The sequence below is a fragment of the Paenibacillus aestuarii genome (assembly GCF_027789125.1).
Classification (GTDB): Bacteria; Bacillota; Bacilli; order Paenibacillales; family NBRC-103111; genus Paenibacillus_E; species Paenibacillus_E aestuarii.
This window is the reverse complement of record NZ_JAQFVF010000020.1, coordinates 52,715-76,815: the sequence shown is the minus strand read 5'-3', so window position 1 is coordinate 76,815 and position 24,101 is coordinate 52,715. Positions and strand designations below refer to the sequence as shown.

23 protein-coding genes are annotated in these 24,101 nt (G+C 51.2%); 6 read left to right on the top strand and 17 right to left on the bottom strand.

Features of this window, described 5'->3' with window-relative positions:
- Nucleotides 1-22 precede the first annotated feature (22 nt).
- Nucleotides 23-715, bottom strand: a complete 693-nt coding sequence (locus O9139_RS05965) for a hypothetical protein (protein WP_270878544.1) — start codon at nt 713-715, stop codon at nt 23-25.
- 39 nt (nt 716-754) lie between these two features.
- On the bottom strand, nt 755-1,165 hold the full coding sequence (locus O9139_RS05960; protein WP_270878543.1) for an NUDIX hydrolase: 411 nt from the start codon (nt 1,163-1,165) through the stop codon (nt 755-757).
- A gap of 181 nt (nt 1,166-1,346) precedes the next feature.
- Between O9139_RS05960 and O9139_RS05955 the strand changes: the two genes are divergently transcribed.
- Both O9139_RS05955 and O9139_RS05950 read left to right on the top strand, forming a co-directional pair.
- Nucleotides 1,347-2,918: an FMN-binding glutamate synthase family protein gene (locus O9139_RS05955; protein WP_270878542.1), complete on the top strand. Its 1,572-nt coding sequence runs from the start codon at nt 1,347-1,349 to the stop codon at nt 2,916-2,918.
- A gap of 230 nt (nt 2,919-3,148) precedes the next feature.
- Entirely contained in the window at nt 3,149-3,628 is a 480-nt protein-coding gene (locus tag O9139_RS05950) for a C40 family peptidase (RefSeq protein WP_270878541.1), read from the top strand.
- A gap of 227 nt (nt 3,629-3,855) precedes the next feature.
- On the opposite strand, the gene O9139_RS05945 is transcribed toward O9139_RS05950, so the two are convergent.
- The gene (locus O9139_RS05945; RefSeq protein WP_270878540.1) at nt 3,856-4,137 is read right to left on the bottom strand and encodes a hypothetical protein; all 282 of its coding nucleotides are present in this window, start codon (nt 4,135-4,137) and stop codon (nt 3,856-3,858) included.
- A 139-nt stretch (nt 4,138-4,276) separates the two neighbouring features.
- Between O9139_RS05945 and O9139_RS05940 the strand changes: the two genes are divergently transcribed.
- Entirely contained in the window at nt 4,277-4,774 is a 498-nt protein-coding gene (locus tag O9139_RS05940) for a GNAT family N-acetyltransferase (protein WP_270878539.1), read from the top strand.
- 4 nt (nt 4,775-4,778) lie between these two features.
- Here the strand turns inward: O9139_RS05940 and O9139_RS05935 are convergent, their stop codons facing one another.
- Nucleotides 4,779-5,822 carry a WD40/YVTN/BNR-like repeat-containing protein gene (locus tag O9139_RS05935; RefSeq protein WP_270878538.1) on the bottom strand — a complete coding sequence of 348 codons (1,044 nt, stop codon included), beginning with the start codon at nt 5,820-5,822 and terminating at the stop codon, nt 4,779-4,781.
- A 179-nt stretch (nt 5,823-6,001) separates the two neighbouring features.
- On the opposite strand from O9139_RS05935, the gene O9139_RS05930 reads away from it, so the two are divergent.
- Nucleotides 6,002-7,078: a polysaccharide deacetylase family protein gene (locus tag O9139_RS05930; RefSeq protein ID WP_270878537.1), complete on the top strand. Its 1,077-nt coding sequence runs from the start codon at nt 6,002-6,004 to the stop codon at nt 7,076-7,078.
- Between the two features lie 47 nt (nt 7,079-7,125).
- Here O9139_RS05930 and O9139_RS05925 read toward each other — a convergent pair whose 3' ends face one another.
- The 5 genes from O9139_RS05925 to metH all read right to left on the bottom strand — a co-directional run bounded on the left by O9139_RS05925 (nt 7,126) and on the right by metH (nt 14,773).
- Nucleotides 7,126-8,121, bottom strand: a complete 996-nt coding sequence (locus O9139_RS05925) for a CobW family GTP-binding protein (protein ID WP_270878536.1) — start codon at nt 8,119-8,121, stop codon at nt 7,126-7,128.
- Between the two features lie 22 nt (nt 8,122-8,143).
- On the bottom strand, nt 8,144-8,695 hold the full coding sequence (locus O9139_RS05920) for a hypothetical protein (RefSeq protein WP_270878535.1): 552 nt from the start codon (nt 8,693-8,695) through the stop codon (nt 8,144-8,146).
- 4 nt (nt 8,696-8,699) lie between these two features.
- Nucleotides 8,700-9,860, bottom strand: a complete 1,161-nt coding sequence (locus O9139_RS05915) for a metallophosphoesterase (RefSeq protein WP_270878661.1) — start codon at nt 9,858-9,860, stop codon at nt 8,700-8,702.
- Between the two features lie 382 nt (nt 9,861-10,242).
- Nucleotides 10,243-11,172, bottom strand: coding sequence for a ribonuclease Z (rnz, locus tag O9139_RS05910; protein WP_270878534.1), 930 nt, complete (start codon nt 11,170-11,172; stop codon nt 10,243-10,245).
- Nucleotides 11,173-11,338: 166 nt separating this feature from the next.
- Nucleotides 11,339-14,773, bottom strand: a complete 3,435-nt coding sequence (metH, locus tag O9139_RS05905) for a methionine synthase (protein WP_270878533.1) — start codon at nt 14,771-14,773, stop codon at nt 11,339-11,341.
- A gap of 226 nt (nt 14,774-14,999) precedes the next feature.
- Between metH and O9139_RS05900 the strand changes: the two genes are divergently transcribed.
- The gene (locus O9139_RS05900) at nt 15,000-15,539 is read left to right on the top strand and encodes a 1,2-dihydroxy-3-keto-5-methylthiopentene dioxygenase (protein WP_270878532.1); all 540 of its coding nucleotides are present in this window, start codon (nt 15,000-15,002) and stop codon (nt 15,537-15,539) included.
- Between the two features lie 81 nt (nt 15,540-15,620).
- Here the strand turns inward: O9139_RS05900 and O9139_RS05895 are convergent, their stop codons facing one another.
- The 3 genes from O9139_RS05895 to O9139_RS05885 form a co-directional block, all read right to left on the bottom strand.
- Nucleotides 15,621-16,412 (bottom strand): HAD family hydrolase, encoded by a 792-nt coding sequence (locus O9139_RS05895; RefSeq protein WP_270878660.1) that lies wholly within the window; start codon nt 16,410-16,412, stop codon nt 15,621-15,623.
- A 36-nt stretch (nt 16,413-16,448) separates the two neighbouring features.
- Complete coding sequence (locus O9139_RS05890) at nt 16,449-16,634, bottom strand: DUF896 domain-containing protein (protein ID WP_270878531.1); 186 nt, start codon at nt 16,632-16,634, stop codon at nt 16,449-16,451.
- A 168-nt stretch (nt 16,635-16,802) separates the two neighbouring features.
- A complete protein-coding gene (locus O9139_RS05885; protein ID WP_270878530.1) occupies nt 16,803-17,111 on the bottom strand; it encodes a LysM peptidoglycan-binding domain-containing protein in 309 nt (102 codons plus the stop codon).
- A 246-nt stretch (nt 17,112-17,357) separates the two neighbouring features.
- Here O9139_RS05885 and lexA point away from each other — a divergent pair, with 246 nt between their 5' ends.
- The gene (gene lexA, locus O9139_RS05880; RefSeq protein ID WP_270878529.1) at nt 17,358-17,975 is read left to right on the top strand and encodes a transcriptional repressor LexA; all 618 of its coding nucleotides are present in this window, start codon (nt 17,358-17,360) and stop codon (nt 17,973-17,975) included.
- Between the two features lie 65 nt (nt 17,976-18,040).
- Here the strand turns inward: lexA and O9139_RS05875 are convergent, their stop codons facing one another.
- The 5 genes from O9139_RS05875 to hflX form a co-directional block, all read right to left on the bottom strand.
- Nucleotides 18,041-19,279, bottom strand: a complete 1,239-nt coding sequence (locus O9139_RS05875) for an aminopeptidase (RefSeq protein ID WP_270878528.1) — start codon at nt 19,277-19,279, stop codon at nt 18,041-18,043.
- Nucleotides 19,280-19,591: 312 nt separating this feature from the next.
- Nucleotides 19,592-20,929 carry a type I glutamate--ammonia ligase gene (glnA, locus tag O9139_RS05870; RefSeq protein ID WP_270878527.1) on the bottom strand — a complete coding sequence of 446 codons (1,338 nt, stop codon included), beginning with the start codon at nt 20,927-20,929 and terminating at the stop codon, nt 19,592-19,594.
- A gap of 28 nt (nt 20,930-20,957) precedes the next feature.
- Complete coding sequence (locus O9139_RS05865) at nt 20,958-21,371, bottom strand: MerR family transcriptional regulator (RefSeq protein ID WP_270878526.1); 414 nt, start codon at nt 21,369-21,371, stop codon at nt 20,958-20,960.
- A gap of 94 nt (nt 21,372-21,465) precedes the next feature.
- Nucleotides 21,466-22,695, bottom strand: a complete 1,230-nt coding sequence (locus tag O9139_RS05860; protein ID WP_270878525.1) for a methionine gamma-lyase family protein — start codon at nt 22,693-22,695, stop codon at nt 21,466-21,468.
- A gap of 23 nt (nt 22,696-22,718) precedes the next feature.
- On the bottom strand, nt 22,719-24,047 hold the full coding sequence (gene hflX / locus O9139_RS05855; RefSeq protein WP_270878524.1) for a GTPase HflX: 1,329 nt from the start codon (nt 24,045-24,047) through the stop codon (nt 22,719-22,721).
- Between the last annotated feature and the right edge of the window lie 54 nt (nt 24,048-24,101).

Here is a 24,101-nt window from a genome sequence, read left to right as displayed (position 1 = left end):
CTGTCCCTCCTAGCTGCAAAATTCAATCGCTTTGAAAATATTCAATAAGCCCGTCAAGATGGTTCCACACTTCATGAGCGGTCTGTGCTTCAGCCATCTTCGCTGCCGGAACCATAGAAAGCTGGGCGGCCACAATCCGTTTGCCGGGATTTTCCGCGATCAGCTTCACCAATCCTTCAGCTACAGCCTCTGTATACGCGCTCTTCTGCCCTTGCATGATGAGCTCAAACGTGTGCTCGAGAAGCCGCGGCTCCATCTGGACCGTAATTCCTCTCTTGCTGAGATCATCGCGCCATTGCTTCATCGTGCCCTCCACCGTGGCCGGGTTCGTGAACACCACCTGCAGCGGTTCCTGGGCTGCGCCGATTTGCTTCAGCAAAGGCTCATCAATCTTAATTACAGGAATGGCATAACGATGAAGCTCCGGCTGGATGAGCGCAGTAAAGAAGGTGCAGGTCACTAAAATGGCGTCCACATGACACCTGGCTATCCAGTCTAGAGTTTCCGTCACTTTCTTCTCTGCCATCTCGCTGGAAAAGCCAGCATCCTGCTTCATCCTGTCGAGACCCGGGTCTACAAAATGGACCAGTTCTACGTCAAGATGGCCAAGAGCTCGCTCAATGTGCTCAATGTTGGAATAGTGCGCATGGTAACAGCCGATTTTCTTCATCATGCCACCTCCTTCGATTTCCAAGGATTTCAAGGATTGTAGCATGACGACCTCCTGTTTGTAAATATGAAAATCGGCAAGATCCTACTTTGAAATCAAATTTTGCTCCAGCAGGTGATCAAAAATAATCTGGCTCACCGCAGATACGCGCTCCCGGTCTTGATACGTCAGCCAGACGCATTCCTCGATTTCGGCAGCCGACTGCAGCTTCCCTGTGAACTCACCGCAATAACAGGTCATTCGCACCATGACCCCTGCGGGCTTTCCGTCCGCTTGCGCTTCGAACGTGCCATAATATTGAATGGAATCAGTCGTGATCCGAACCGATAGCTCCTCCTCAATTTCGCGGACGAGCGTCTCCTCGTCCGATTCCCCTGCTTCTCTTTTTCCGCCTGGGAAGTAGTATGTATCCTTGCCTTTCGAACGGGCACCGAGCACCCGGCCATCCACGATATGGATCCAGGCAATTTTATCAATGGCCGCCTGTGTTGTCATTATTTATTCTCTCCTTTTGCCAACAACTTGTTGCGTTACGTAATGATTTTAGCATAAACCGCTGCTTGCTGCATAAATGCGGCAATTTCATGGTCAAACGAGAATGCTGTTTGCCAATTTGTGGTATACTTTAAACGCATAAGATACTGGACTAAACATCTAGATCTGAGGAGGAAAGCACATGGCACCATTCATCCTGCTAGTCGTCATCTTAGTCATTATCGTTTTGCCACTGCTCATTTTTTTCGGTTACATGTATGTCTTATCCAAGCAACCCAAGCACTCCATCATCCGTTCCCACCCGTTTCTAGGATGGATGCGATATTTGCTTGAGAAGCTGGGTCCGGAATTCCGGCAATACTGGTTTGACAGTGACACGGAAGGAAAGCCTTTCTCACGGGCTGACTTCGTCGGACTCGTCTATGCGGCGAAATACCGCACAGATTTAATCTCTTTCGGCGGCAGGCGCGATTATGAGAAGCCCGGCTTTTATTTATCCAATACCCTGTTTCCCAAACTGACAAGCGAGCTCCTGGTGGATAATGATACCCTTGTCCACGGCAGAAAATATGTCATCACGGATGAAGGTTTGTTTACCCGTAAAGAAAAGACCGTCGATGAGCAAGTCAAACCCTGGCTGCTGCATGACTCGGATGTCATCATCGTTGGCGAACGGCGCCGGCACCCTTGGCGGCTAAAGGGGATGTTCGGCGCCTCCGCTACATCATTCGGCGCTGTCGGCGAGCACTACATCCAGTCCACGGGAAGCGGCGCTTTGATGGCCGGAGGCTCATGGATCAATACCGGCGAAGGCGGTGTTGCGGATGTTCACCTCGCGACCGGCGTCGACGTGATCTCACAGATCGGTCCGGGCTTGTTCGGCTTCCGCGATGATACCGGCAAGTTCTCGATCGAGGAATACAAGCGCAAAGCCAGTATCCCGAATATTAAAGCGTTCGAGTTGAAATTTCATCAAGGCGCCAAAATCAGAGGTGGACATCTCGAAGGCTCCAAGGTGAATGAAAAAGTAGCTGCCGCCCGACTGGTGCCGGTAGGCAAAACGGTCAATTCGCCAAACCGCTTCGAGTTTCTGACCAACCCGGAGGAAGCGCTGCGGTTCATTCAGAGCTTGCAAGAGGCAGGAGGCAAACCGGTCGGAATCAAAATTGTTGTCGGCGATCCCCAAAGGCTCGAGCCGTTATTCCAAACGATGCTGAACCTTGATATTTTTCCGGATTTCATTACGGTTGACGGTTCGGAAGGCGGGTCCGGCGCCACTTTCAAAGCAATGGCTGACGGCATGGGCCTGCCGCTTTTTTCCGCCTTGCTCATCCTGGATGATACAGCCCGCAAATTCGGCGTTCGCGACCGTTTCAAAATTTTTGCCTCGGGGAAACTAATCACCCCGGACAAAGTTGCCATTGCCTTGGCGCTTGGCGCCGATTGTGTCAATTCCGCACGCGGCTTCATGATGGCCAACGGCTGCATTATGGCCTTGCAGTGCCATACGGGCAAGTGTCCGACCGGCATTACAACGACCGATTCCAAGTATCAGGAGGCGCTCGCGCCTGAAGAAAAGCAATGGCGGGTGATGAACTATATTCTTCAGTTGCGCGAAGGTTTGTTTTCGCTATCCGCTGCCTGCGGCTTGGAAAGCCCTCGGGGGCTGACACGCGAGCACGTCGTATTTACGAACGAGAGCGGCCAAAGCGTCCGTATCGTCGATCTGTTCCCTTACCCCGAGCCCATCTAGTGCATTCGCTCTCCTTCGTATGTATAAAGATAGGCGGAGCTAATGACTATCAGCCAATATTCATAAAAGAGCGCGTCGATCGGAATCATCGATCAACACGCTCTTTTTCTGTGTTGGTAGATGTTCACTGCATATCCATCACCCTACTAAAGATGATCCATTCTATCCATGGTAGAATAACACTAGTAACACATTACACTACCAATTTTGGAAAAAAGGATGGTTCATAGATGTTTAAAAAGGTACTTACCGTTTCGGCTCTCGCGCTTTCCCTGTTCTGCTCCAGCACCGTGATGACGGCAACGCCGGCATCTGCACAAGAAATTTATGCCACGAATGGCCACATCCCTGTGAATATCGCCAAATCATATATCGGCAAAGTGCACTATCAATTTGGCGCAAGAGACCCGCAGCACTTGGTTTTCGATTGTTCGGCTTTCACACAATTCGTCTTTCAAAAAGCCGGCCGGCAGCTGCCTTGGGGATCTCAAGCGCAAACGAGTTACGGTTCGCGCGTCCCTTCCAAGTCACAGCTGGCGATCGGCGATTTGGTCATGTTCAGCACATCGACACCAGGACACATTAACCACGTTGGCATCTACATAGGCAATGGGCAATTCATCTCCAACACCAAATCATCCGGTGTCACGATCTCCTCACTGAACACGGGATATTGGAGCACACGCTACATAACAGGCCGCCACTACTAAGCGAGCGACAGCTCATCTCAAGAAGCAAAAAAATACCCGCCTTTCGGCGGGTTCCATTTAATCTATATCAAAAAGGGGGTCTGAAGTTAATATAAGCCACGAAGCTTAATTTAAGCTGAAAAACACATTACATTTGGATAACATTATGTGATGAATCGGTAACGACGCATATAAATAGGCTACCTTCCTGCAGATCTCTCTGCCAAGACGGTAGCCTCTTGCCGTTACTATCCTTTTTTCTGTGTGTAGTAAAGCACGCCTAGATAGTGAGCACCCGTAAATAAAGTAAGGATGCCAAAGAACAGAAGAAATCCGCCTTGACGGTCGCGAAAAAAGAATTGGATGACGAACAATGCAAGTGAGATCTCCGTCCATAACAGCGTTCTTTTTTTGAGCGGCGTCAGATCGCCTGTCGATTGGCTGATTTTGCGAATATTCATATACGTAAGTCCGCCAAGAACGAGCACCCCGATAATAATGACAAGAATATAGCCAGATTGGCCAGCCATGCGAATCCCCCAGTTTTCAATGTGTGATAGTTGCCTCTCTCTCTAAGATACATGGATTGTCGCAAGATGTCTAACGAAAAAGGATAATGCTCGATTGGCATCGAATTCAATAGAAAAAAATCGTTAGGATGTGACTGAGATGAACCGGCCAGTTATGTTTAGAGACCTCCAGAAGGAAGATATTCCTACCCTAATGGATATTTACAATCATTTTGTCGTCCATACGACCGTTTCCTTCCATACGGAACCTGTCGTCTTGGATGAATTTACGGACAGCGTTATTCATAAGAATCCGCGATACAAAACGTTCGTGATCACTTGCGACGACAGCATCCAAGGCTATGTACAAGTGATGCCGCATAAGAAAAAGCAAGCTTACGACACAAGCGGCGAAATTACGATTTACCTGCATCCCGAATGCGTCGGCCGCGGTATCGGTTCGGCAGCGCTCGCACACATCGAGGCCTACGCCAAGCTTCACGGTTTTCATGTGCTGGTTTCCACCATCTGTGCGGATAACGAACCAAGCATCCGCACATTTGCCAAAAACGGCTATAGTCAATGTGCCCATTTCCGTGAAGTCGGCTTTAAATGGGGCCGCTTTCTCGATATTGTCACATATCAGAAAATCATCTAAGCCGCTACAACTCTTGACGGGCCCAGCTTAAGCCCCCATCATTCGTCCGCCAAAAGCCGAGCCTGCTTTGCAGCCAGCCGATGGAGCTAGAAGTGAAACTCATCTGCACATCCGCTCCCAAGGCGATCCCTGCACGAAACGCATGCATGCTCCAAGTCGACCCGCCATTCTGCGTGCGCAGCAGCTGCCAGGACGCCTCGGCGCTCGGCGCATGCAGCAAAATTCCGCCCGTCTGCGCGTCTGCGAACGAGATCGCTTGCGCGGCCATCCGTTCCGGCAGCTTGCCTGCGGATTGCCATCTTTCCCCGTCCGTCATCCGGTACAGGATGGCTGCCTGATCCCCAGCGCCGCTGCCATTCACCAGCCAGCCATCATTTGGCGTGGTGAATGCCAGAACGCCAGGCAATTGCCGCGGCAGCGCGATGCGGCTGGATGCGGACCAAGTTAAGCCGCCATCCTGTGTGCGCAGCAGCACCATATCCTGATCGGCTTGCACGGCGATGAGCCCGTTCTGGCGATCGAAAAACCGAAAGAACGAAATCCGCGCGATCATCGTATCGAAGCCAGGCAAGTCCCCGGCAATCACTTCCCATGTCTTCCCGCCATCCGAAGTCAACTGCAGCTCAGGCTTCCGGTCTGAAGAAGGCCCTGACAAGAGCCATCCCGTCTGCGGATTCAAAAAAGCCAGATGCTCTTCCCCCGTCGTATGCGGAAACCGGTGCACCTGCTGCCAGGTAACGCCCCCGTCGTTTGTAGCTGCCAACGATAAAGCTTCCCCCCTCGAATCCAGTGCGAACCCTTGCAGATCGTCCGTAAATACAACCGAATCGGTAGGTTTACTGAATTGTTGATCGTTTGCCTGCCCTGCCTGCCCATCCCCGCTCACCGTAACGGCAGCTGCTTGCGAAACAGACAGCTCAACCGCTGGCTGCCGCTTATGAAATTCTCCAATAACCGGCCATTTCGGCAAAATAACCCGGTGTAATCCGATAAGAATAAATAGAAACAGAAGAAAGAGGACTAATCTCTTTTTACTGGTTAGCGCCATTAGCTTGATTCCTCCCACGCAGCATGAAGCCTTCATGCATCGTTTGATATAAGTATGACGGTTCGTCCTGTTAATTAGTTCATGAGGTTGGATCGGCTGCCGTTTATTACCACTGGATAGATCGCCCCTGCTTAACAAAACCTAGAGAGGAACATCATGCTTAGATCAGGGGGATTGTCATGACCAAATGGCTGTGGTCCATCGCCATCATTTGTCTGTTAACAGGCGGCTGCGCAGTTGCCAGAAATACGCCCTATCACGGTCAAGAGTACGCTGAAAGCGCCGATGGAGAAGAAGTAGAGGTGGATGCGAAACAAGCGCCTAGCCCAGCAGAAACAGAACGTACGCTGATCGAATCCGTGCCTAAGGCGAAGGCCAAGGAAGCCGCACCTAAAGCTGCAGCAGTGCCTTCGGCCAGTCCGACGCCGGCAGCGTCAGCTGCGCCAACACCTACACCTGCGGCTAAACCGATGCTGGCGACACCTTCTCCAGCACCAATCAAGAAGGCGACGCCCAAAAAGGCTGCCCCCGAAGCGTCCAAAAAACGGGCGGTTGCCGTGCAGCAAAATCAAGGGCAAGCGCGAAATGCCGGCAGAAGGCTGACGCTCTCGCAGCTTGCGCTGAAATATCCAGATACGTTCAAGATGCGCGGCTCCGCGCAAGAGAAGAAGATAGCACTGACGTTCGATGACGGACCTGACACGCGATTTACACCGAAGGTGCTCGACGTGCTGAAGGCGAATCAGGTCAAAGCGACTTTTTTTCTGCTCGGCTCTCAAGCCAGTATCCACCCCGACGTCGTTCAGCGCATCGTCAGGGAAGGCCATGTCATTGGCAATCACTCCTACAGTCATGCCAATATGCCAAAACTATCCGTAGAGAAATTTCAGTATCAGATTGAACGGACCGAAAATATTTTACAAAGCCAAATTGGCTATGCACCTAAATTGATTCGCCCGCCTTATGGCGCGATTAACGAAGAGCAGGTCCAATGGGTGGCTAGCCATCGCTATATGATCGTCAACTGGAATGTGGATTCCCTCGACTGGAAGTCGCTTAAATCCGATCAAGTGCTGCAAAACATTATGCGCCAGACGAAACCGGGCTCGATCATCCTGCAGCATTCCGGAGGTGCGGATACACAGGACCTGTCGGGTACAGTTCAGGCGCTTGGTCCATTGATCAGCCAGCTAAAAGCGGCCGGTTATTCTTTTGTCACCGTGCCGGAGCTGCTGCATGTAACCAAAAATAAATAAGCCGGACCCGTTCCTTAAGGAGCGATTCCGACTTATCTGACTGCATGCTACTCGGCTTCGGCGGCGGCAGCTGCTTCTAATGCCAGCAGCCCGCTTCGCACGTCGTCTTTGGAAAAGTTTTCGCCGATAAAGACGGCGACGTCCGGCACATTGCCTTGCGGCGTAATTTTGACGAAATCCATCTCGCGGTACGCGAATTGGAACATGTAGCGGCTCGCCGTATCGGAGAAAGTTAAAATCCCTTTGGCCCGGTACACTTCCTGCGGCAGCTTACTGACGAATTCTTCAAAAGCGTTGCTATCAACCGCATGCTCAAAATAGTGCGTATACGCCATCACATGACTGTGTGTGTGGTGATGGTGGTGACCTTGACCTGCGTGCCCGTGCTCATGCCGCTCGGTCTCCGTCCCGGCGGGGCTCACCCGCTCCCCGTCTTCCAGCGCTGCGATCAGCTGCATATCAATGACGCTGAACACTGTGAACTGCAAATGCGCGTATGGATTCCAATCGCGCACCAACGCTTCGGCCTCCTGGCGTCCCATTGGATCCAGGAGGTCGGTTTTGTTCAGCAGCAATAGGTTTGCGCAGCGGATCTGTTCCTGCATAAGCCGGAACGTTTTGCCGCGGCTTGTACGGCTTAAATCAAGCAAGTGCATGGCGTCAACGACAGTAATGACAGCCTTCAGCTCAATTGGGAGGATGAGCGAGGCATCCGTTACCTCATCGATAATTTCCAGCGGATTGGCGATGCCTGTGGATTCTATAAAAATAACATCCGGCTGTTCGTTCATAGCCAGCTCATGCAGCGCCGAACCAAGGTCACCACGGCTCGAGCAGCAAATACAGCCGCCGAGCAGCTCGGACATCGGCACTTCACTCGCAATCATTTGCCCATCTAAATTCACTTCGCCGATCTCATTCATTATGACCGCCGGCTTACGGCCGGATTCTGTGAAGTAATCGATGGCCCTCGTTAACAGAGTTGTTTTACCGCTTCCTAAGAAACCGGACAAAATAAAGACCGTTATTCGTTTCGTTGTCATTTCGACTCTCCTCTACTTCACTCTACTCCACAGGTTCGGCTTGAATGGCAAATTTGGCCTGCAGCACAGGCCATTTCCCCACATGCTGGGAAAGAAATGGGAGCAGTTTGACCCATAGCATACTTTTCTCCGCTTCCGCTGGCTTCAGCGGCAAATCCAAACGGCCGTATAAGATGCGGGCTGCCTCCTCTACCAGCATTAGTGCCAAATCGGCTGGCGTGTCCGCGTTCATTTTGGCGAAGGCTGGCAAATAGAAGGCAGAGATCGGCTCCGACAGATGATGAGCGGCCAGTGTCTGCGATGCCATCACTTCGTACATGGCAGCATCGACAAGGATCGAAGTTTGCTCGTCAAAAGCGTGCGGAATGCAAAAAATCTCAAGTGCCAATGCGGCTATATAAATTTCTCGCACGATTTCATCTTCTTTGGCTTGCGATAACTGCGGATCCGTCAGAAATGCGGACATGAAGGGCTGGATGGTGGCCCAATTGTTTTCAATGCTTTTCATCGTAAACTGCATCATGGCGGCGGCTGCCTCCACGGGTGCGATTTGTTTTTTGTTCGTTTGTTGCATCTATTTACGCCTCGGCTTTCTCTTGGGTTGAAAAATGAATCGTCAATTCGATAATCTCCGAACGGCTGCCCGTGCGAATAGGCGGTCCCCACGTTCCGAAGCCAGACGATACGATCGCATGCAGGTTCCCTTTCCGCAGGTACCCCCAATCCAGCTCGAACAGCCGCCCAGTAATCCAATGGTTTGGCAGCATTTGACCGCGGTGCGTATGCCCGGACAGCATGACATCTGCGCCGGCTGCAGCCGCCTTGTCAAGGTGATAAGGCTGATGATCCAAGACGATGATCGGCTGCTCTTGCGATACCTCTTCAAGCAGCTTGGCAAGCGGTGCGCGTCCTCCTGGCTGCCTCTCTGCTGCTTTATCTTTGCGGCCAACGATATACAGCCGCTCTTGGAGATGAACAACTTCATCCTGCAGCACGCGAATCCCGATTTTATCCATCTGCTCGGCATAAGCAGCGATATGACCGCCGATATATTCGTGGTTGCCAAGCACAGCATAAATTCCCAGTGGTGCATGCAATTGGCCCATCGTTTTGCCCATGTCATATTTGATGAAAGGTCGGATATCATCGTCAATGACATCACCGGGAAGGAGAATCAGATCCGGCTTCATTTCTTTCACGCGGTCTACTAACTTTTGCAGGTGGCGATTTCTTACAATGGAACCCAAATGGATGTCGGATGCCACCGCGATGCGCAGTTCCTTCCAATCGCCGGCAGCTTTGGGCACCGTAATGTCATATTTACGGATGATTGGGCTTTTGGCATTGTAGGAACCGCGGGCCAAAATCAGCGCTAGCAAAGCCAGATCGATCCAGCCAAGAACGATGATCACCGTACTTACCGGCACATCGAGCAGGCGCAGAAGTCCGGCAACCAAATCTGTCACAGGGAGCAGCAGGATGCCGTACTGCATGACAGCAAACCAATAGGAGCCGATCACTTTTAAAAAGCGAATGTGAATATGTAAGAAGCGCGAACCTAATGTGGATAGTAAATACCCTAACGATATCAGCCAAAAACAGATCCAATATAATCCGCTATAATACCATGAACCTAACACGTGAGATAAAAAAAGATGACCGTGCCAACCGATATAACCATTTACGCCAAACACGACCAGAATCATCAGCATGAGGCTGATTACTAAGCGCATATCAATAACTCCCTACTTTCCACCCTTGATCTCTTCTCCGTCAACCAGGACCGTACTCCCTCCATTATGAGAAAAACGTCTTCCCGCGTCAAATCCAAAGAGCCCGCGGGCATCCCTCGGGCTCTAGCAAGGCCGGCGTAGGCGCGTAGCGAGCGGGGCGGAGGTCTCCATTGCAGCGTACGAGCTCCGGCGGGCGCAGACTTATGCGTCTTCTACGATGCTATTTGGAGCTGACTCCAGCATCACTCTGGCTTTAGACACTAAATGGCACACACGCCAACCTTAAGCACGTTTACGACGCTAAAGGATGCCTAGACCCGCCAGCGCACGCCCTCAACCTTGCCTTTCCGGCACGTCACCTTACATCCCCCAGCAAAAACAAGCGCTATTACAGCTTTCGCGGGATGTCCAGGCTCCAAAAATCTTTCGCCACATGGCTGTTCGCATGAATCGCTTGCGCTTCCTGCAGCAGCAGGCTGACCTCTTCTCCCTGGTAGCGCGAGCTGATATGCGTCATGATCAGCACATCCGCGCCCGCTTCTTCAGCGGTGTTCGCCGCATCCACCGATGTCGCGTGATCAAATGCATAAGCAAGCTCCTGCTTATCCATAGCAAAAGTCGCCTCATGCACCAGCACATCTGCGTCTTGCGCCAGCTTAACTGCGCCTTTGCAGTACCGCGTATCGCCGAGGATCACGACCTTGCGCCCAGGAATCGGCGCTCCGACAAAGTCGGCGCCCTGAAGCACACGCCCGTCCTCCAGCGTGACCGTATGTCCCTGCTTCAGCTTGCCGTAAATCGGCCCCGCAGGAACACCAAGCTCTGCGAGCTTGTCCAGCTGCAGCTTGCCGGGCTGATCCTTTTCGATGATCCGGTAGCCAAAGCATTCGATGCGATGCTCCAGACGCGCGGTCTCAACAAGGAACGTCTCGTCCTCGAACAGCAAGCCTTCTCTCTCGATCTCCACAACATTCAGCGTATAACTCAAATGCGCACCGCTCACTTCCAACGCCGTATCGATAAACCGCTTGACCCCGACCGGTCCATATACGGTAAGCGGTGTTTCACCGCCCAAATACGAACGGCTCGTCAATAAACCTGGAATTCCATATAAATGATCCCCATGCAAATGGGTGATGAACAGCTTCTCCGAACGTCCCAGCTTCACGGGAGAATGAAGAATCTGGTGCTGCGTCCCTTCCCCGCAATCAAAGAGCCAGTACGTTCCCCGCTCATCGAGCAAGTTGAGTGCGATGGACGTCACATTGCGCTGCTTCGAGGGCATTCCCGCCCCTGTTCCTAAAAAATAGATCTCCATGCTAAAGCTCCTATCTATCCATCCTTCAAAAATGGTAACAACTGCTTGTCACAAAATGCTAATCCAATTCCGTGCAGAAGTCAAACCGCTCCCCCTGGCCGATCAAGCTTACCGCATAAAAAAAGCGGGCACCGTTTGCTATCGCAACAGTGCTCCGCCAATATGGTTAGCCTACATTGAAATATCGCGCTTCCGGATGGGCAAAAACAATCGCCGACACGGACGCCTCCGGCTCCATCATGAACGATTCGGTCAGCTCCACCCCGATATCTTCCGGCTTAAGCAGATTGAACAGCTTCGCCTGATCTTCAAGGTTAGGACAAGCCGGATACCCGAAGGAGAACCGCTGGCCGGTATACTTGGCGCCGAACCGCTCCTGCATCGTCATATCCGCGCGGTCCGGAATGCCCCACACGTCCCGCATCATATGGTGGACGCGCTCAGCAAAGCCTTCCGCGACTTCCAGAGCTGTCGCTTGCAGCGCATGGGACTTGAGGTATTCCCCTTTATCGCGCCACTCTTTAGCCAGCTCGTTAATGCCATGCCCGGCTGTGACGAGCAGGAAGCCGACATAATCCATTTCGCCGCTCTCCACCGATTTGAGATAATCCGCCAAGCACAAGAATGGCTCCTTATCTTGACGCGGGAATGTGAACGTCTCCAGCACCTTACTGTGGTCCTGCGGATCATAGACGATGACGTCATTACCGCTGGATTGCGCCGGGAAGAAGCGATACATGCCGTGCGCTTTAATGATCCGGTCATTTTGCGCAGCGTGCAGAATCGAATCCACGGTATCCTTTAGTTGCAGCGCCTTCGCATCTTTTTCGCCCAGCAGTTGCTCGACTTTGCCCTTTAAGCCCAGATGATGGCCAAGCAGCATTTGCATATTCACATATGGCATCAAATGGCTGATCGGATATTCTCGCAGCACGTGGCGGTCTATATCTTGCGGCACTTGCACCGGCAAGTTTTTGTCCACCTCCGACGATTTGACGCGCGTCAGCTTCGGCTGTGTCTCTTCTTTTTTGCCAGCATCCATGACATCGGATTCCCGGCTCTCGCGAAGCTCCTGAATAAGCCGTTTGCGCTGGTCTGGATCGCTCAATCGGTTGGCGATATCCAGACCATCCATCGCATCCTTCGCATACAGCACGGCGCCTTCGTATTCAGGCTGAATCCGCGTCCTCGTGAACTTGCGCGTTAGCGCTGCGCCCCCGACAAGAATCGGCACATCGACGCCAGCATTGCGCAAGTCTTGGGCCGTGACAACCATCTGCTGCGCGGACTTCACGAGCAAACCGGACAGCCCGATCGCATCCGGCTTTTCTTTGCGGTACGCTTCGATCAACTGCTCAGGCGGTACTTTGATGCCGAGATTGACGATGTGATAGCCATTGTTGGATAAAATAATTTCCACCAGGTTTTTGCCGATATCATGAACGTCACCTTTTACCGTGGCGAGCAGGATTTTGCCTTTAACCGCAGATTCCGACTTCTCCATGAATGGCTCCAGGAATGACACGGACGCCTTCATGACTTCCGCGCTTTGCAGAACCTCGGCCACGATGAGCTCGTTGTTGTTGAATAGGCGGCCAACTTCTTCCATCCCTTTCATCAACGGCCCATTGATGACTTCCAGCGGCGCATACGTTTGCAGAGCGACTTCCAAATCCGGAATGAGGCCCTCTTTTGTTCCTTCCACAACATAGGACGCCAATCGTTCTTCCAAAGTCAGATTGGAAATCTTTTCCTTTCTCTCGACCTTTTTCTCGCGGAAATGCGCAACAAACTGGGCGAGTGTATCATCGTTCGTATTGTAAATGAGATCTTCCGCCAGTTGGCGCTCATATTCCGGAATCGATGCATAACGCTCCAGCTTCTCCGTATTGACGATGGCATAATCCAAGCCGGCTTTGGTGCAGTGGTACAAATAGACGGAATTGAGCACCTCGCGTCCCGCATCCGGCAATCCGAAGGAAATATTGCTCAGACCGAGAATCGTTTTGGCTGCTGGATATTTCTCTTTGATCATGCGAATGCCTTCGATTGTCTCCACAGCAGATCCGATATACTGCGGATCGCCTGAGCCGATCGGGAACATGTTCGGGTCAAAGATGATATCCTCCGGATTCATACCATATTTCCCTGTCAAAAGCTCGTAAGAGCGCGTAGCCACTTCCATCTTCGCCTCACGCGACACCGCTTGTCCGCGCTCATCGATCAAGATGCAGACGACAGCTGCCCCATATTTATGAATCAAGGGCAAAATGCTTTGGAATTTGGTTTCGCCATCTTCCAAGTTAATCGAGTTGATAATCGCTTTTCCTTGCGAATATTTCAATCCCAGCTCAATAATATGGTCATAGGTCGAATCGAGCATGAGCGGCACTTTGACTTTTTTCACAACCTGCTTAAGAAACTCCTCGACTGCGTAAGCTTCATCAATATCTGTATCCTGAAGATTGATGTCGATCACGTGCGCCCCGTTCTTTACCTGGTTGCGGGCAATTTCCGAACCTTCTTCGAATTTGCCTTCCTTAATCAGACGTTTGAATTTCCGCGAACCGGAAATGTTCGTACGCTCGCCGACCATGATCGGACGATTGTCCTGCTCGATATAGACCGTTTCGATACCGGAAACAGCCGGTGGATGGGTACCGTACTCGGTTCGCGGCTTGTACGTGCCTAGAGTTTCCGCCATCGCGCGAATGTGATCCGGTGTAGTCCCGCAGCAGCCCCCTGCGATATTCAGCCAGCCCTGCTGTGCAAAACCCGCCATCTTCTTCGCCAGCGAATCCGGGGATTCGTGATAATGCCCGTTCTCGTCGGGCAAACCCGCATTGGGATAACAGCTGATCGCGGTCTCGGCGATATCTGACAATGTACGAATATGGTCGCGCATGAATTCCGGACCTGTCGCACAGTTGAGACCGATCGAAATCGGTTTGAGATGCTCAAGCGAAATATAGAAGGACTCAATATTTTGACCGGCGAGCGTCGTACCCATTGGTTCGATCGTACCCGAAATCATAATTGGCAGCTCTACGCCCAGCGTCTCAAACGCACGGCGAATCCCGATGCTGCCGGCTTTCACGTTCAGCGTGTCCTGTGACGTCTCCAGCAGCAGCGCATCTACGCCAGCTTCGATCAAGGCCAGCGCCTGATCGTAATAGCTGTCCTCCAGCTGCTGGAACGTCACGCCGCCGGTGACGGACAACGTCTTGGTCGTTGGGCCCATGGCACCGACGACATATCGCGGCCATTCCGGCGTCGAATATTTATTGGCCGCTTCGATAGCCAATTTGGCCGCCGCCAGGTTCAACTCGCGATGGCGGTCCTGCAAGTCGTACTCTGCTAAGACAACACTTGTTGTACCAAATGTATTGGTTTCCACCATATCAGCGCCGGCAGCAAAGTAAGCTTCATGGATATTGCGGATCACATCAGGACGAGTCACGCAAAGAATTTCATTGCAACCATCAAGTTCCTCTCCGCCAAAATCTTCAGCGGTCAAGTTCTCTTGCTGAATCATCGTGCCCATGGCGCCGTCGAGGATCATAATTTTTTTCTTTAATTGTTCCTGTATCGGTGGTTTCATCGTAGCCTGACTCCCTTTCAACTTAGCGTAAAACAATGATAATGCAGATGAATCGACAATTTTTGTTACCCATTAGTTTAACAGAATCCCACTGCTATGAAAAGAATTTCAATTATCAATTTTTCCTATTGGTTATATCGGATTAATTGATTGGATTTCATCGACAATCCGCCTAACTTCCACTATAATACTTAATATATATAATCAGAAAGAGGGATGAACCGACATGGCTCAAATTAGAATTCGCAACACCAATGAGCGCATCGAAGGCGAAGAGCAAGTAAAAGCCTTCCTGGAACAACAAGGAGTTCTGTATGAACACTGGGATATGAGCAAATATCCTGCAGCATTAGATGAGAAATTTGTGCTCAACGATGAAGAGAAAGCGCACATTCTCAGCACATTCGATGCTGAAATTCGTGATTTGGCCGCTCGTCGCGGATATGAGATCTGGGATGTCATTTCCCTCTCTGATGCTACGCCGAACATTGAGGAATTGCTGACAAAATTTGAGCAAGTTCACACCCATACCGAAGATGAAATTCGGGCCATCGTAGCCGGTAAAGGTATCTTCATTATTAAGTCCGAAGAACTTGGCTACTTCGACGTTGAGCTAGTGCCTGGCGATGTGATTTCCGTTCCTGAGAACACAAACCATTTCTTCACCTTGATGGACAATCGCCAGATCGTAGCTATTCGTCTATTCATTGAAAAAGATGGCTGGATTGCCTACAACGTTAACGATCCGGACTTCGTTAAGGCCTAATTGAATTGTTCATTCCCGGCACACAAAAAGCCCAACGGCAGGAATACATGTTCCTAGCCGCTGGGCTTTAATATTTACTGATCAGCAATCCGCGATAATCGATAAAATGTCTTGCAGACGTTTTACTTCATATACAGGTTTATGGTCATCGCCTTGCGGCAAACCGTGATGATTGATCCAGATATTGCGCATGCCCACACGTGAGGAGCCCAAAATGTCGGTCGTCAGCTTGTCCCCGATCATAATCCCTTCATGAGCTTCAATGTCCAGCAGCTCCATGGCATGGTGGAAGATCGAAGGATCTGGCTTGCCGATACCGAAATTGCCGGAAATGATAATATGATCGAAGTAAGCTTTCAATTCTGGAACGCCAGCCAGCTTCTCCTGTTGTAAATCCGGAGACCCGTTCGTCAGAAGCAGCAGTTTGTACTGCCCCTTCAAAGCATCAAGGACGCGGAACGTCTCTTCATACACGTAAGGACGGCGGCGCCGTTCGGCTGGGAACATCTCGCCCAGCTTCTCGCCGAGCTCGCGGTTGTCAATGCCTAGTGCAGCCAGCCCGCGCGTCCAGGACTCCGTCCGGTAACCTGGCACAAGCTTCTCCATGATGCGGAACTCTTCCTGCGCGCCTTCTGTGAAATTCCCCCACAGCCCTTCAAAAGGGTTGATCCCAATAAGCTTTGTAAACGGGAACGTTTCGAAAGACTCATACAGAGCCCTAGCTTCTTGGCGCACAGCCGCTTCCAGCTCGGCCGGGTTCACATCGACATGCTTGGCCGCCTCCGCACAAGTCGCTTCAAATGCTTCTTGCACACTGCGTTCATCCCACAATAACGTATCATCTAAATCAAACAGTACGGCTTTCAATGTCATCATCCATTTCCCCTTTGAATGCTGATTGTCTATGATCTATTGTTCTTCATCCGCAAACTTGATGGAGTCAAGTTGTACTTTCAAGTTGCTGCGAAACGCCTCGATATATTTCTTTCTGAGCTCGTTACGCTCTTCAACTTCTTCGTCCGTCAGTCCAACGATTTTCGCTTTACGGGCCAGTTCGTTGATGCGCGCGATATTTTGATCCATGCTGTCGCTCATGGTAGTCCTCCCTGCCAAATCAGTATGACTATTACTTTGCCATCCACCGTACATATTGTCAAGGCACCAAACATGGAGACTTGGCAAAAATGCCATAAAATCGAAAAGGCCGGCGAATACCGGCCTTCTTCATATATATAGATGTGAAATGTCAACGATAAGTTCTCATTAGGGTAGCAGCAATACTTGCCCTTCATGCAATTGGCTCGATTGCAAATGATTGATGGTAAGAAGTTGATTCACATAGGAACGAACGTTCCCTCCCATGACGACATGTTCGGTTGCGATATCCCAGAGGGTATCACCACGCTGAACAATCACTTTCTCAGCTACCTTCGTTTGGACACTGTAGGTGCTGCCTTTGGCCCCGGATTTGGAGACCGAAGTGGTGTTCGCATCGCCGGCATAGGCTTGTACCATAGCGCCGAAGGAGAACACAGCACCGATGATCACAGCAAACATTAAAATGACGAACAATTTTCTAACTCTTGTAGCGACAGCATGAACTTTATTGGACACTGGAATCGATCTATGGTGTGAATGAGCTGAGTTGTTATTGGAATAAGCGATGTACATATGAATTCGTCCCCCAAACATTTGTTCTGATATCAGAATAACACGAACATACGTTTGAGTCAACGATTTGTTCGAACTTATGTTTGTACGAACTCCGGTTCTGTGTTATAATTTGTGTAATGATTCCCATAATTGGAGTGATAACTATTGAATAAGATCTCACAGCGACAACTGGCTATATTGGAATTCATCAAGAATGAAGTGAAGGATAAGGGATATCCGCCTTCCGTTCGCGAGATCGGCGAAGCTGTTGGACTGGCATCCAGTTCTACGGTGCACGGACATTTGGAGCGTCTGGAGAAGAAAGGACTCATTCGTCGGGACCCTACCAAGCCGCGTGCAATCGAGATTCTCGGACTTGACGGCAGCGAGAGCAATTTTGCACATTCTGTAGCGCGTGTCCCACTCGTCGGGAAAGTTACAGCCGGCGTGCCGATCACAGCGACGGAGAACATTGAGGAATATTTCCCGCTCCCTAATCACCTCGTAGGTGATAATAATGTATTCATGCTCAGCGTCATGGGCGATAGTATGATTGAAGCCGGCATTCACAACGGTGACTACGTGATCGTGAAGCAGCAGCAGACGGCGAATAACGGCGACATCGTCGTTGCGATGACAGAGGATGATGAGGCGACCGTGAAGCGTTTCTACAAAGAAAGAGATCACATTCGCCTGCAGCCTGAGAACTCGACGATGCAGCCGATTTTGCTGAAGCACGTCACCATTCTCGGCCGTGTTATCGGATTGTTCCGCGATATGTAATTTCGTCGAAATAAAGAAAGTGGTCAACAAGCATGAATCATGCTCGTTGACCACTTTTTGTATCCTTAAAATTGCAGCGCCCAGTTTCCTTGGCGGAATACCGGCTCCACCGTACCGTCAGGAAGAATGCCGTCGATATCCAGATCACTCGCGCCCATCATAAAGTCAACATGAATGAGCGACGTATTTCCTCCACGCTCTTTCAGCTCCTCCGCAGACATCTTTGCGCCATTCTCGATGTTCGTCGGGTAACAGCTTCCGAACGCCAGGTGACAAGACGCATTCTCGTCAATCCCAGTATTATAGAAAATACGATTCATATTCGAAATCGGCGAATGAAATGGCACTAACGCCACTTCACCTAAATAACGGCTGCCTTCATCCATTTTCATCAAGTTATCCAAGTGCTCGTATCCGACCTCTGCCGAATATTGAACCACTTGGCCATTCTCAAACGTAAATGAGAACTTGTCCACAATCGCTCCGTTCACATTGAGCGGCTTCGTGCTGGCTACAGTTCCATTAACGCCTGTCCGCTTCGGCATCGTGAATACTTCCTCGGTAGGCATGTTCGCGACAAAGCGGATATCCCGCTCATTGCCTTTGTCGCCACCGAGCCAAATATGCCCTTCAGGCAGCTCAACGCACAGATCCGTACCAGCGGCGCGGTACTGCAGTGCCGTATATTTTTTGTTGTTCAAAACTTTGCGCATACGCTGAAGCTGACCTAGATGCTCTCTCCAGGAGGCGACCGGATCTACATCATAAACCCGATTCATCTTAAAAATCGCATCCCACATCGCATCCACACGCTGCGCTTCCGGCAAATCAGCATAAACTTTGTTCGCCCACGCCTTCGTCGGCGCTTTAATTAAGCACCAGCTGAACTTGCTCGTGCGTACATAGTGCTGATAGGTTTTACGCGCTTTAGCTGCCGCTTTGGACGCGCGCGATACGAGCTCGGCATCGATGCCTTGATACAGATCTGGGTCCGGCACTTTAATATGCAGCAGTGCGCCGCCCTTTTCTACAAACTTCTCCAGCATATCCGTGTACCACTCCGGATAGTAATCGATCGCTTCCTCGCTGGCAAATTGCAAACGGCCGCGCGTGATCCAATCATCCTGCCAGTGAACTTGCACGAAGCCCGCTCCGGCTTCATAAGCTTTTTTCACGATTAAACGCGTTAAATCGATGCTTTCCATCGGTGATTCGATCATCAAGTCTTGCCCTTTTTGCAAATTGACACCGATTTTAACGACCAGTTCCGCATACTTCTCCAAATTACGCTCAAACGCTTCCACGATCCCATTCTCCTCACATGAAAAGCCCATTAGCGCAGGATCGAATCCTGTACAACCAACGGGCTTCTATTCACTTTGCTGCATCGTTGCATAGCCAGAACATATGCTCCATCAATATATCATATTCCTATAGTTTAAGCTAGAAATGCGGCATGAGCTCAGAGAGGCTATTGCGCTGAGTGTGCCAGATAGGGGTTGCCCCTATTTAGAGAGGCTGAACTCGTGCGAGGAGCTGCTGTAGTCAGATTTTGCCCAACTGCAGCGGAACATGAAACAAAACCCTCCACGCCAACAACGTGAAGGGTTCGTCTATTAATATAGAGACAAATACTGATCGCGTTCCCATTGGTGAACTTGCGTCCGGTACATGTCGTACTCGATCTCTTTAAGCTCGTAGAAATGCGCCAGCGCGTGATCGCCAAGCGCTTCGCAAATGACATCGTTGCGGATCAATTCGTCAAGCGCCTGCTTCAAGTTCAGCGGCAAGCTCGGGATCCCTTGCTCTTCGCGCTCTTCTTCAGACATCACGTAGATGTTACGGTCCGTCGGAGGAGGCAGCTGCATTTTGTTCTTGATGCCATCCAAACCTGCAGCAAGCATCACCGCTAGCGCCAAATAAGGATTCGCGGCCGGATCCGGGTTACGCACTTCAACGCGTGTGCTCAAGCCGCGGGAAGCCGGAATACGGATCATCGGCGAACGGTTGCTGGCCGACCATGCCACGTAGCAAGGCGCTTCGTAGCCAGGAACCAGACGCTTATACGAGTTAACGGTAGGGTTCGTGATCGCCGCAAAAGCGCGAGCATGACGCAATACGCCTGCCATATAATGTCTCGCCGTCTGGCTTAAGCCTAATTTATCGCTTTCTTCATAGAACGCATTCTCCTCGCCTTTGAACAGCGATTGGTGGCAGTGCATACCGGAACCGTTCATGCCGAACATCGGCTTCGGCATAAAAGTCGCATGAAGGCCGTGCTGTCTGGCAACCGTTTTAACGACCAATTTGAACGTTTGGATCTGGTCAGCAGCTTTCAACGCGTCCGCATATTTAAAATCGATCTCATGTTGGCCTGGCGCAACTTCATGATGGGATGCTTCGATCTCGAAGCCCATCTCTTCCAGTGTCAACACGATATCACGGCGGCAATTCTCGCCGAGGTCCATTGGTGCAAGGTCGAAGTAACCGCCTTGATCGTTCAGTTCCGTCGTCGGATTGCCCTTCTCATCGGTTTTGAACAAGAAAAACTCCGGCTCAGGACCTACGTTCATCGCCGTAAAGCCCATCTCCTCCGCTTGCTTCAAGGCGCTCTTCAAAATGCCGCGCGGATCCCCAGGGAATGGGCGCCCATCCGGCAAATAAATGTCGCAGATTAAGCGGGCAACTTTGCCTTCTGTGACCCAAGGGAAAATAACCCAAGTATCCAAATCAGGATACAAATACATATCCGATTCTTCAATTCGCACATAACCCTCGATCGAAGAACCGTCGAACATCATTTTATTATCCAAAGCTTTTTCCAGCTGACTGAAAGGGATTTCAACATTTTTGACACTACCCATCAGGTCAGTGAACTGCAAGCGGATGAAACGTACGTTTTCTTCCTTAGCGATGCGCAGAATGTCTTCTTTGGTAAAAATAGTATGACTCATTAACATTCTCCTCTCTATTTAGAAACGCTTACTTATGAAAAAATCGCGACAGCTCGCCTTGAATCAGCGAGACTTGCCCAGGGCGCTTGCCCCCGCCTATCAATTGCTGTTTCAGCATCTTGTGAAGCTGTGAATCCGTAAGCTCTTTGCGTTTAACTTCCGTGTGCTCATTAATAACAGTTGCGTCTTCGGAATCTTTGTCAACGGGCAGCAGCACCTGCTTAATGCCAGCAATGTTTACGCCTTTTTCAATCAGATCTTTAATTTCGAGCAATCTCTCGACGTCATTAAATGAGTATAGCCTTTGGTTCCCTGACGTTCTCGCCGGTATAATCAGCTCATGTTGTTCATAGTAACGGATCTGACGTGCAGTTAAATCCGTAAGCTTCATGACAATACCAATCGGGAATAACGCCATATTCCTACGTATTTCATCGCTCATGCAAATCACTCCTGGTCAGTAAGTACCTCACTCTTATTGTACCTTCGTTACAAAAACGTGTCAAGGAGTGTTAGGTTTGTTTACAGTCCTTTTGTTAAATAAGTCCTTTATCCGCCATATGTTGGATTGCCGTTAACACCCCTAACTTGCAATGGGAATACGTCAACCCCCCTTGCATGTAGGCGATATACGGTTCGCGGATCGGCGCATCGGCGGACAGCTCCAGGCTGCCACCCTGGATGAATGTGCCTGCGGCCATAATGACAGGGTGCTCATAGCCGGGCATATCCCACGGCTCCGGCACGACGTGCGCGTCGACGGCGGCGGCCCGCTGGATGCCCTGCACGAACGTGATCAGGTGCTCCGCGGACGTGAAGCGGATCGCCTGAATCAAGTCCGTCCGCGGGTCTTGCCAGCGCGGATGGCTCTCGAACCCAAGCTCTTCGAACACCGCCGCGGCGAAGACCGAGCCTTTGACCGCTTGTCCCACGAGATGCGGGGCAAGGAACAGCCCTTGGAACATGCTCCGCGTCGCGCCGAGCATGGCGCCAACCTCGCCCCCGATGCCCGGGGCGGTCAACCGGTAGGCGGCGAGCTCGACAAGATCGCGCCGCCCGGCAATATAACCCCCGGACGGAGCGATGCCGCCGCCGGGGTTCTTGATCAGCGAGCCTGCCATCAGATCGACGCCGACTTGCGTCGGCTCTACCGGCTCGGTGAACTCCCCATAGCAGTTATCAACGAAGACGATCACTGCGGGGTTGATCTCCTTCACAAATCGGACCATCTCGCCGATTTGTTCAGTCGTGAACGACGGCCGCCACGAGTAACCGCGCGAGCGTTGAATGCCGATCACCTTCGTGTTCGGCTGCATCGCCGCCGCGATCGCCGGATAATCCGGCGCGCCTTCCTCCGTCAGGGGCACCTCGCTGTAAGCGATGCCCCAATCCTGCAGCGAGCCGGTGCCGTCGCCCGGCTTGCCGATCACTTTATGCAGGGTATCATAAGGCTTACCCGTAATGTAAAGTAAATGTTCGCCTGGGCGAAGCACGCCGAACAAGGCGGTGCCGATCGTATGTGTCCCTGAGACGAAGTGAGGTCGCACCAGCGCAGCCTCAGCGCCAAGCGCATCAGCATAGACCAGATCGAGCACTTCACGGCCGCGGTCATTGTAGCCATAGCCCGTCGAAGCAGCGAAATGATAATCGCTGACCTTATGTTTCTGAAAAGCCGCGATTACTTTCCATTGATTGTGGTCAATCGTTCGTTCAATCTGGCGAAAAGCGCTTTCCGCAGTGCGTTCAGCGCTTTCCATCAACTTCATAATCTTTTCCCCGAATTGCATAATTAATAATTCTCTCCTCTGTCATGCTGTCCTTCTTGCTGCGAGCGCTGCTCATCATAAGCCGCTAACAAATAGCCCATTTTAGCATAATCGTCTTTGTTGACACGAACTTGGAACAGCATATCTTCGCCTTCCACTTCGTTCTCCAGCACATCGCCAATGCGGTAAACGAGCGAGATCATGTCACCTTTGTCTGCAGGGATGCGGAAGCGTTTGTTCTCGCCCATCAGCTTCTCTTGAACCGCCAAGCGAAGCCGTTCCAAATCGTTCTCTTGATATGCGCTGATCTTCAGGAAGTCACCTTCCGTTGTCAGCATTTGTACCTCTTGCTCCGAGCAAAGGTCAATTTTGTTAAAGACAGTGAGCATCTCCTTCTGATGGGCGCCCAGCTCTTCCAGCACGTCAGCAACGACCTCCATTTGCTCACTGCGCATCTCTGTGGAGCTGTCCACGACATGCAGAATCAGATCGGCCTCGTTCGCCTCCTCCAGTGTCGCGCGGAATGCAGCAACCAGATCATGCGGGAGATTCTGGATGAAGCCAACCGTATCCGTCAACACGATTTCCTTGCCGCTCGGCAGCTCCATCGTGCGCGATGTCGGATCCAAGGTGGCGAACAGTTGGTTCTCCACGTAGACATCCGCCTGCGTCAGCTGCTTCAGCAATGTCGACTTGCCGGCGTTCGTGTAGCCGACTAAGGCGACTTGGAAGACGCCCGTCTTTTTCCGCCGTTCACGATGCAAATTGCGATGCCGCACAACCTCTTCCAATTGCGACTTCAGCTCGTCTATACGGCCGCGAATATGCCGGCGGTCTGTCTCCAGCTTCGATTCCCCCGGACCGCGCGTACCGATCCCACCTCCGAGACGGGACAAGTTTTTCCCTTGTCCGGATAGCCGTGGCAGGAGATAGCTGAGCTGGGCAAGCTCTACTTGAATGATCCCCTCGCGGGTTTTCGCGCGTTGAGCGAAAATGTCAAGGATAAGCTGAGTCCTGTCAATAATTTTGACATCCAGCGCTGCCTCGAGGTTGCGCACCTGTGCACCGGACAGCTCTTGATCGAAAATAGCGGTGTTGGCGCCAAGCTCTTCAATTTTTAATTTGAGCTCTTCCACTTTGCCTTTCCCGATAAACCATTTGGAATCGGCTGTTTCTTTATTTTGCGTCATCGTTTCCAAAACTTCCACATGGGCCGTTTCGGCAAGCTTGACGAGTTCCTGCAGCGAATATTCGGCGAGCTTTTCATTTTTCTTTTGCTTCTGTGTAATCAGGCTGACGAGCACGGCGCGGTCCTGAATTTCACTTTCAACCGTATGTGAATGAACTTTCATTGATATTCCCCCTCACTTCTACAACAACTTTGGGGCTCTGCAAGCAAACCCACC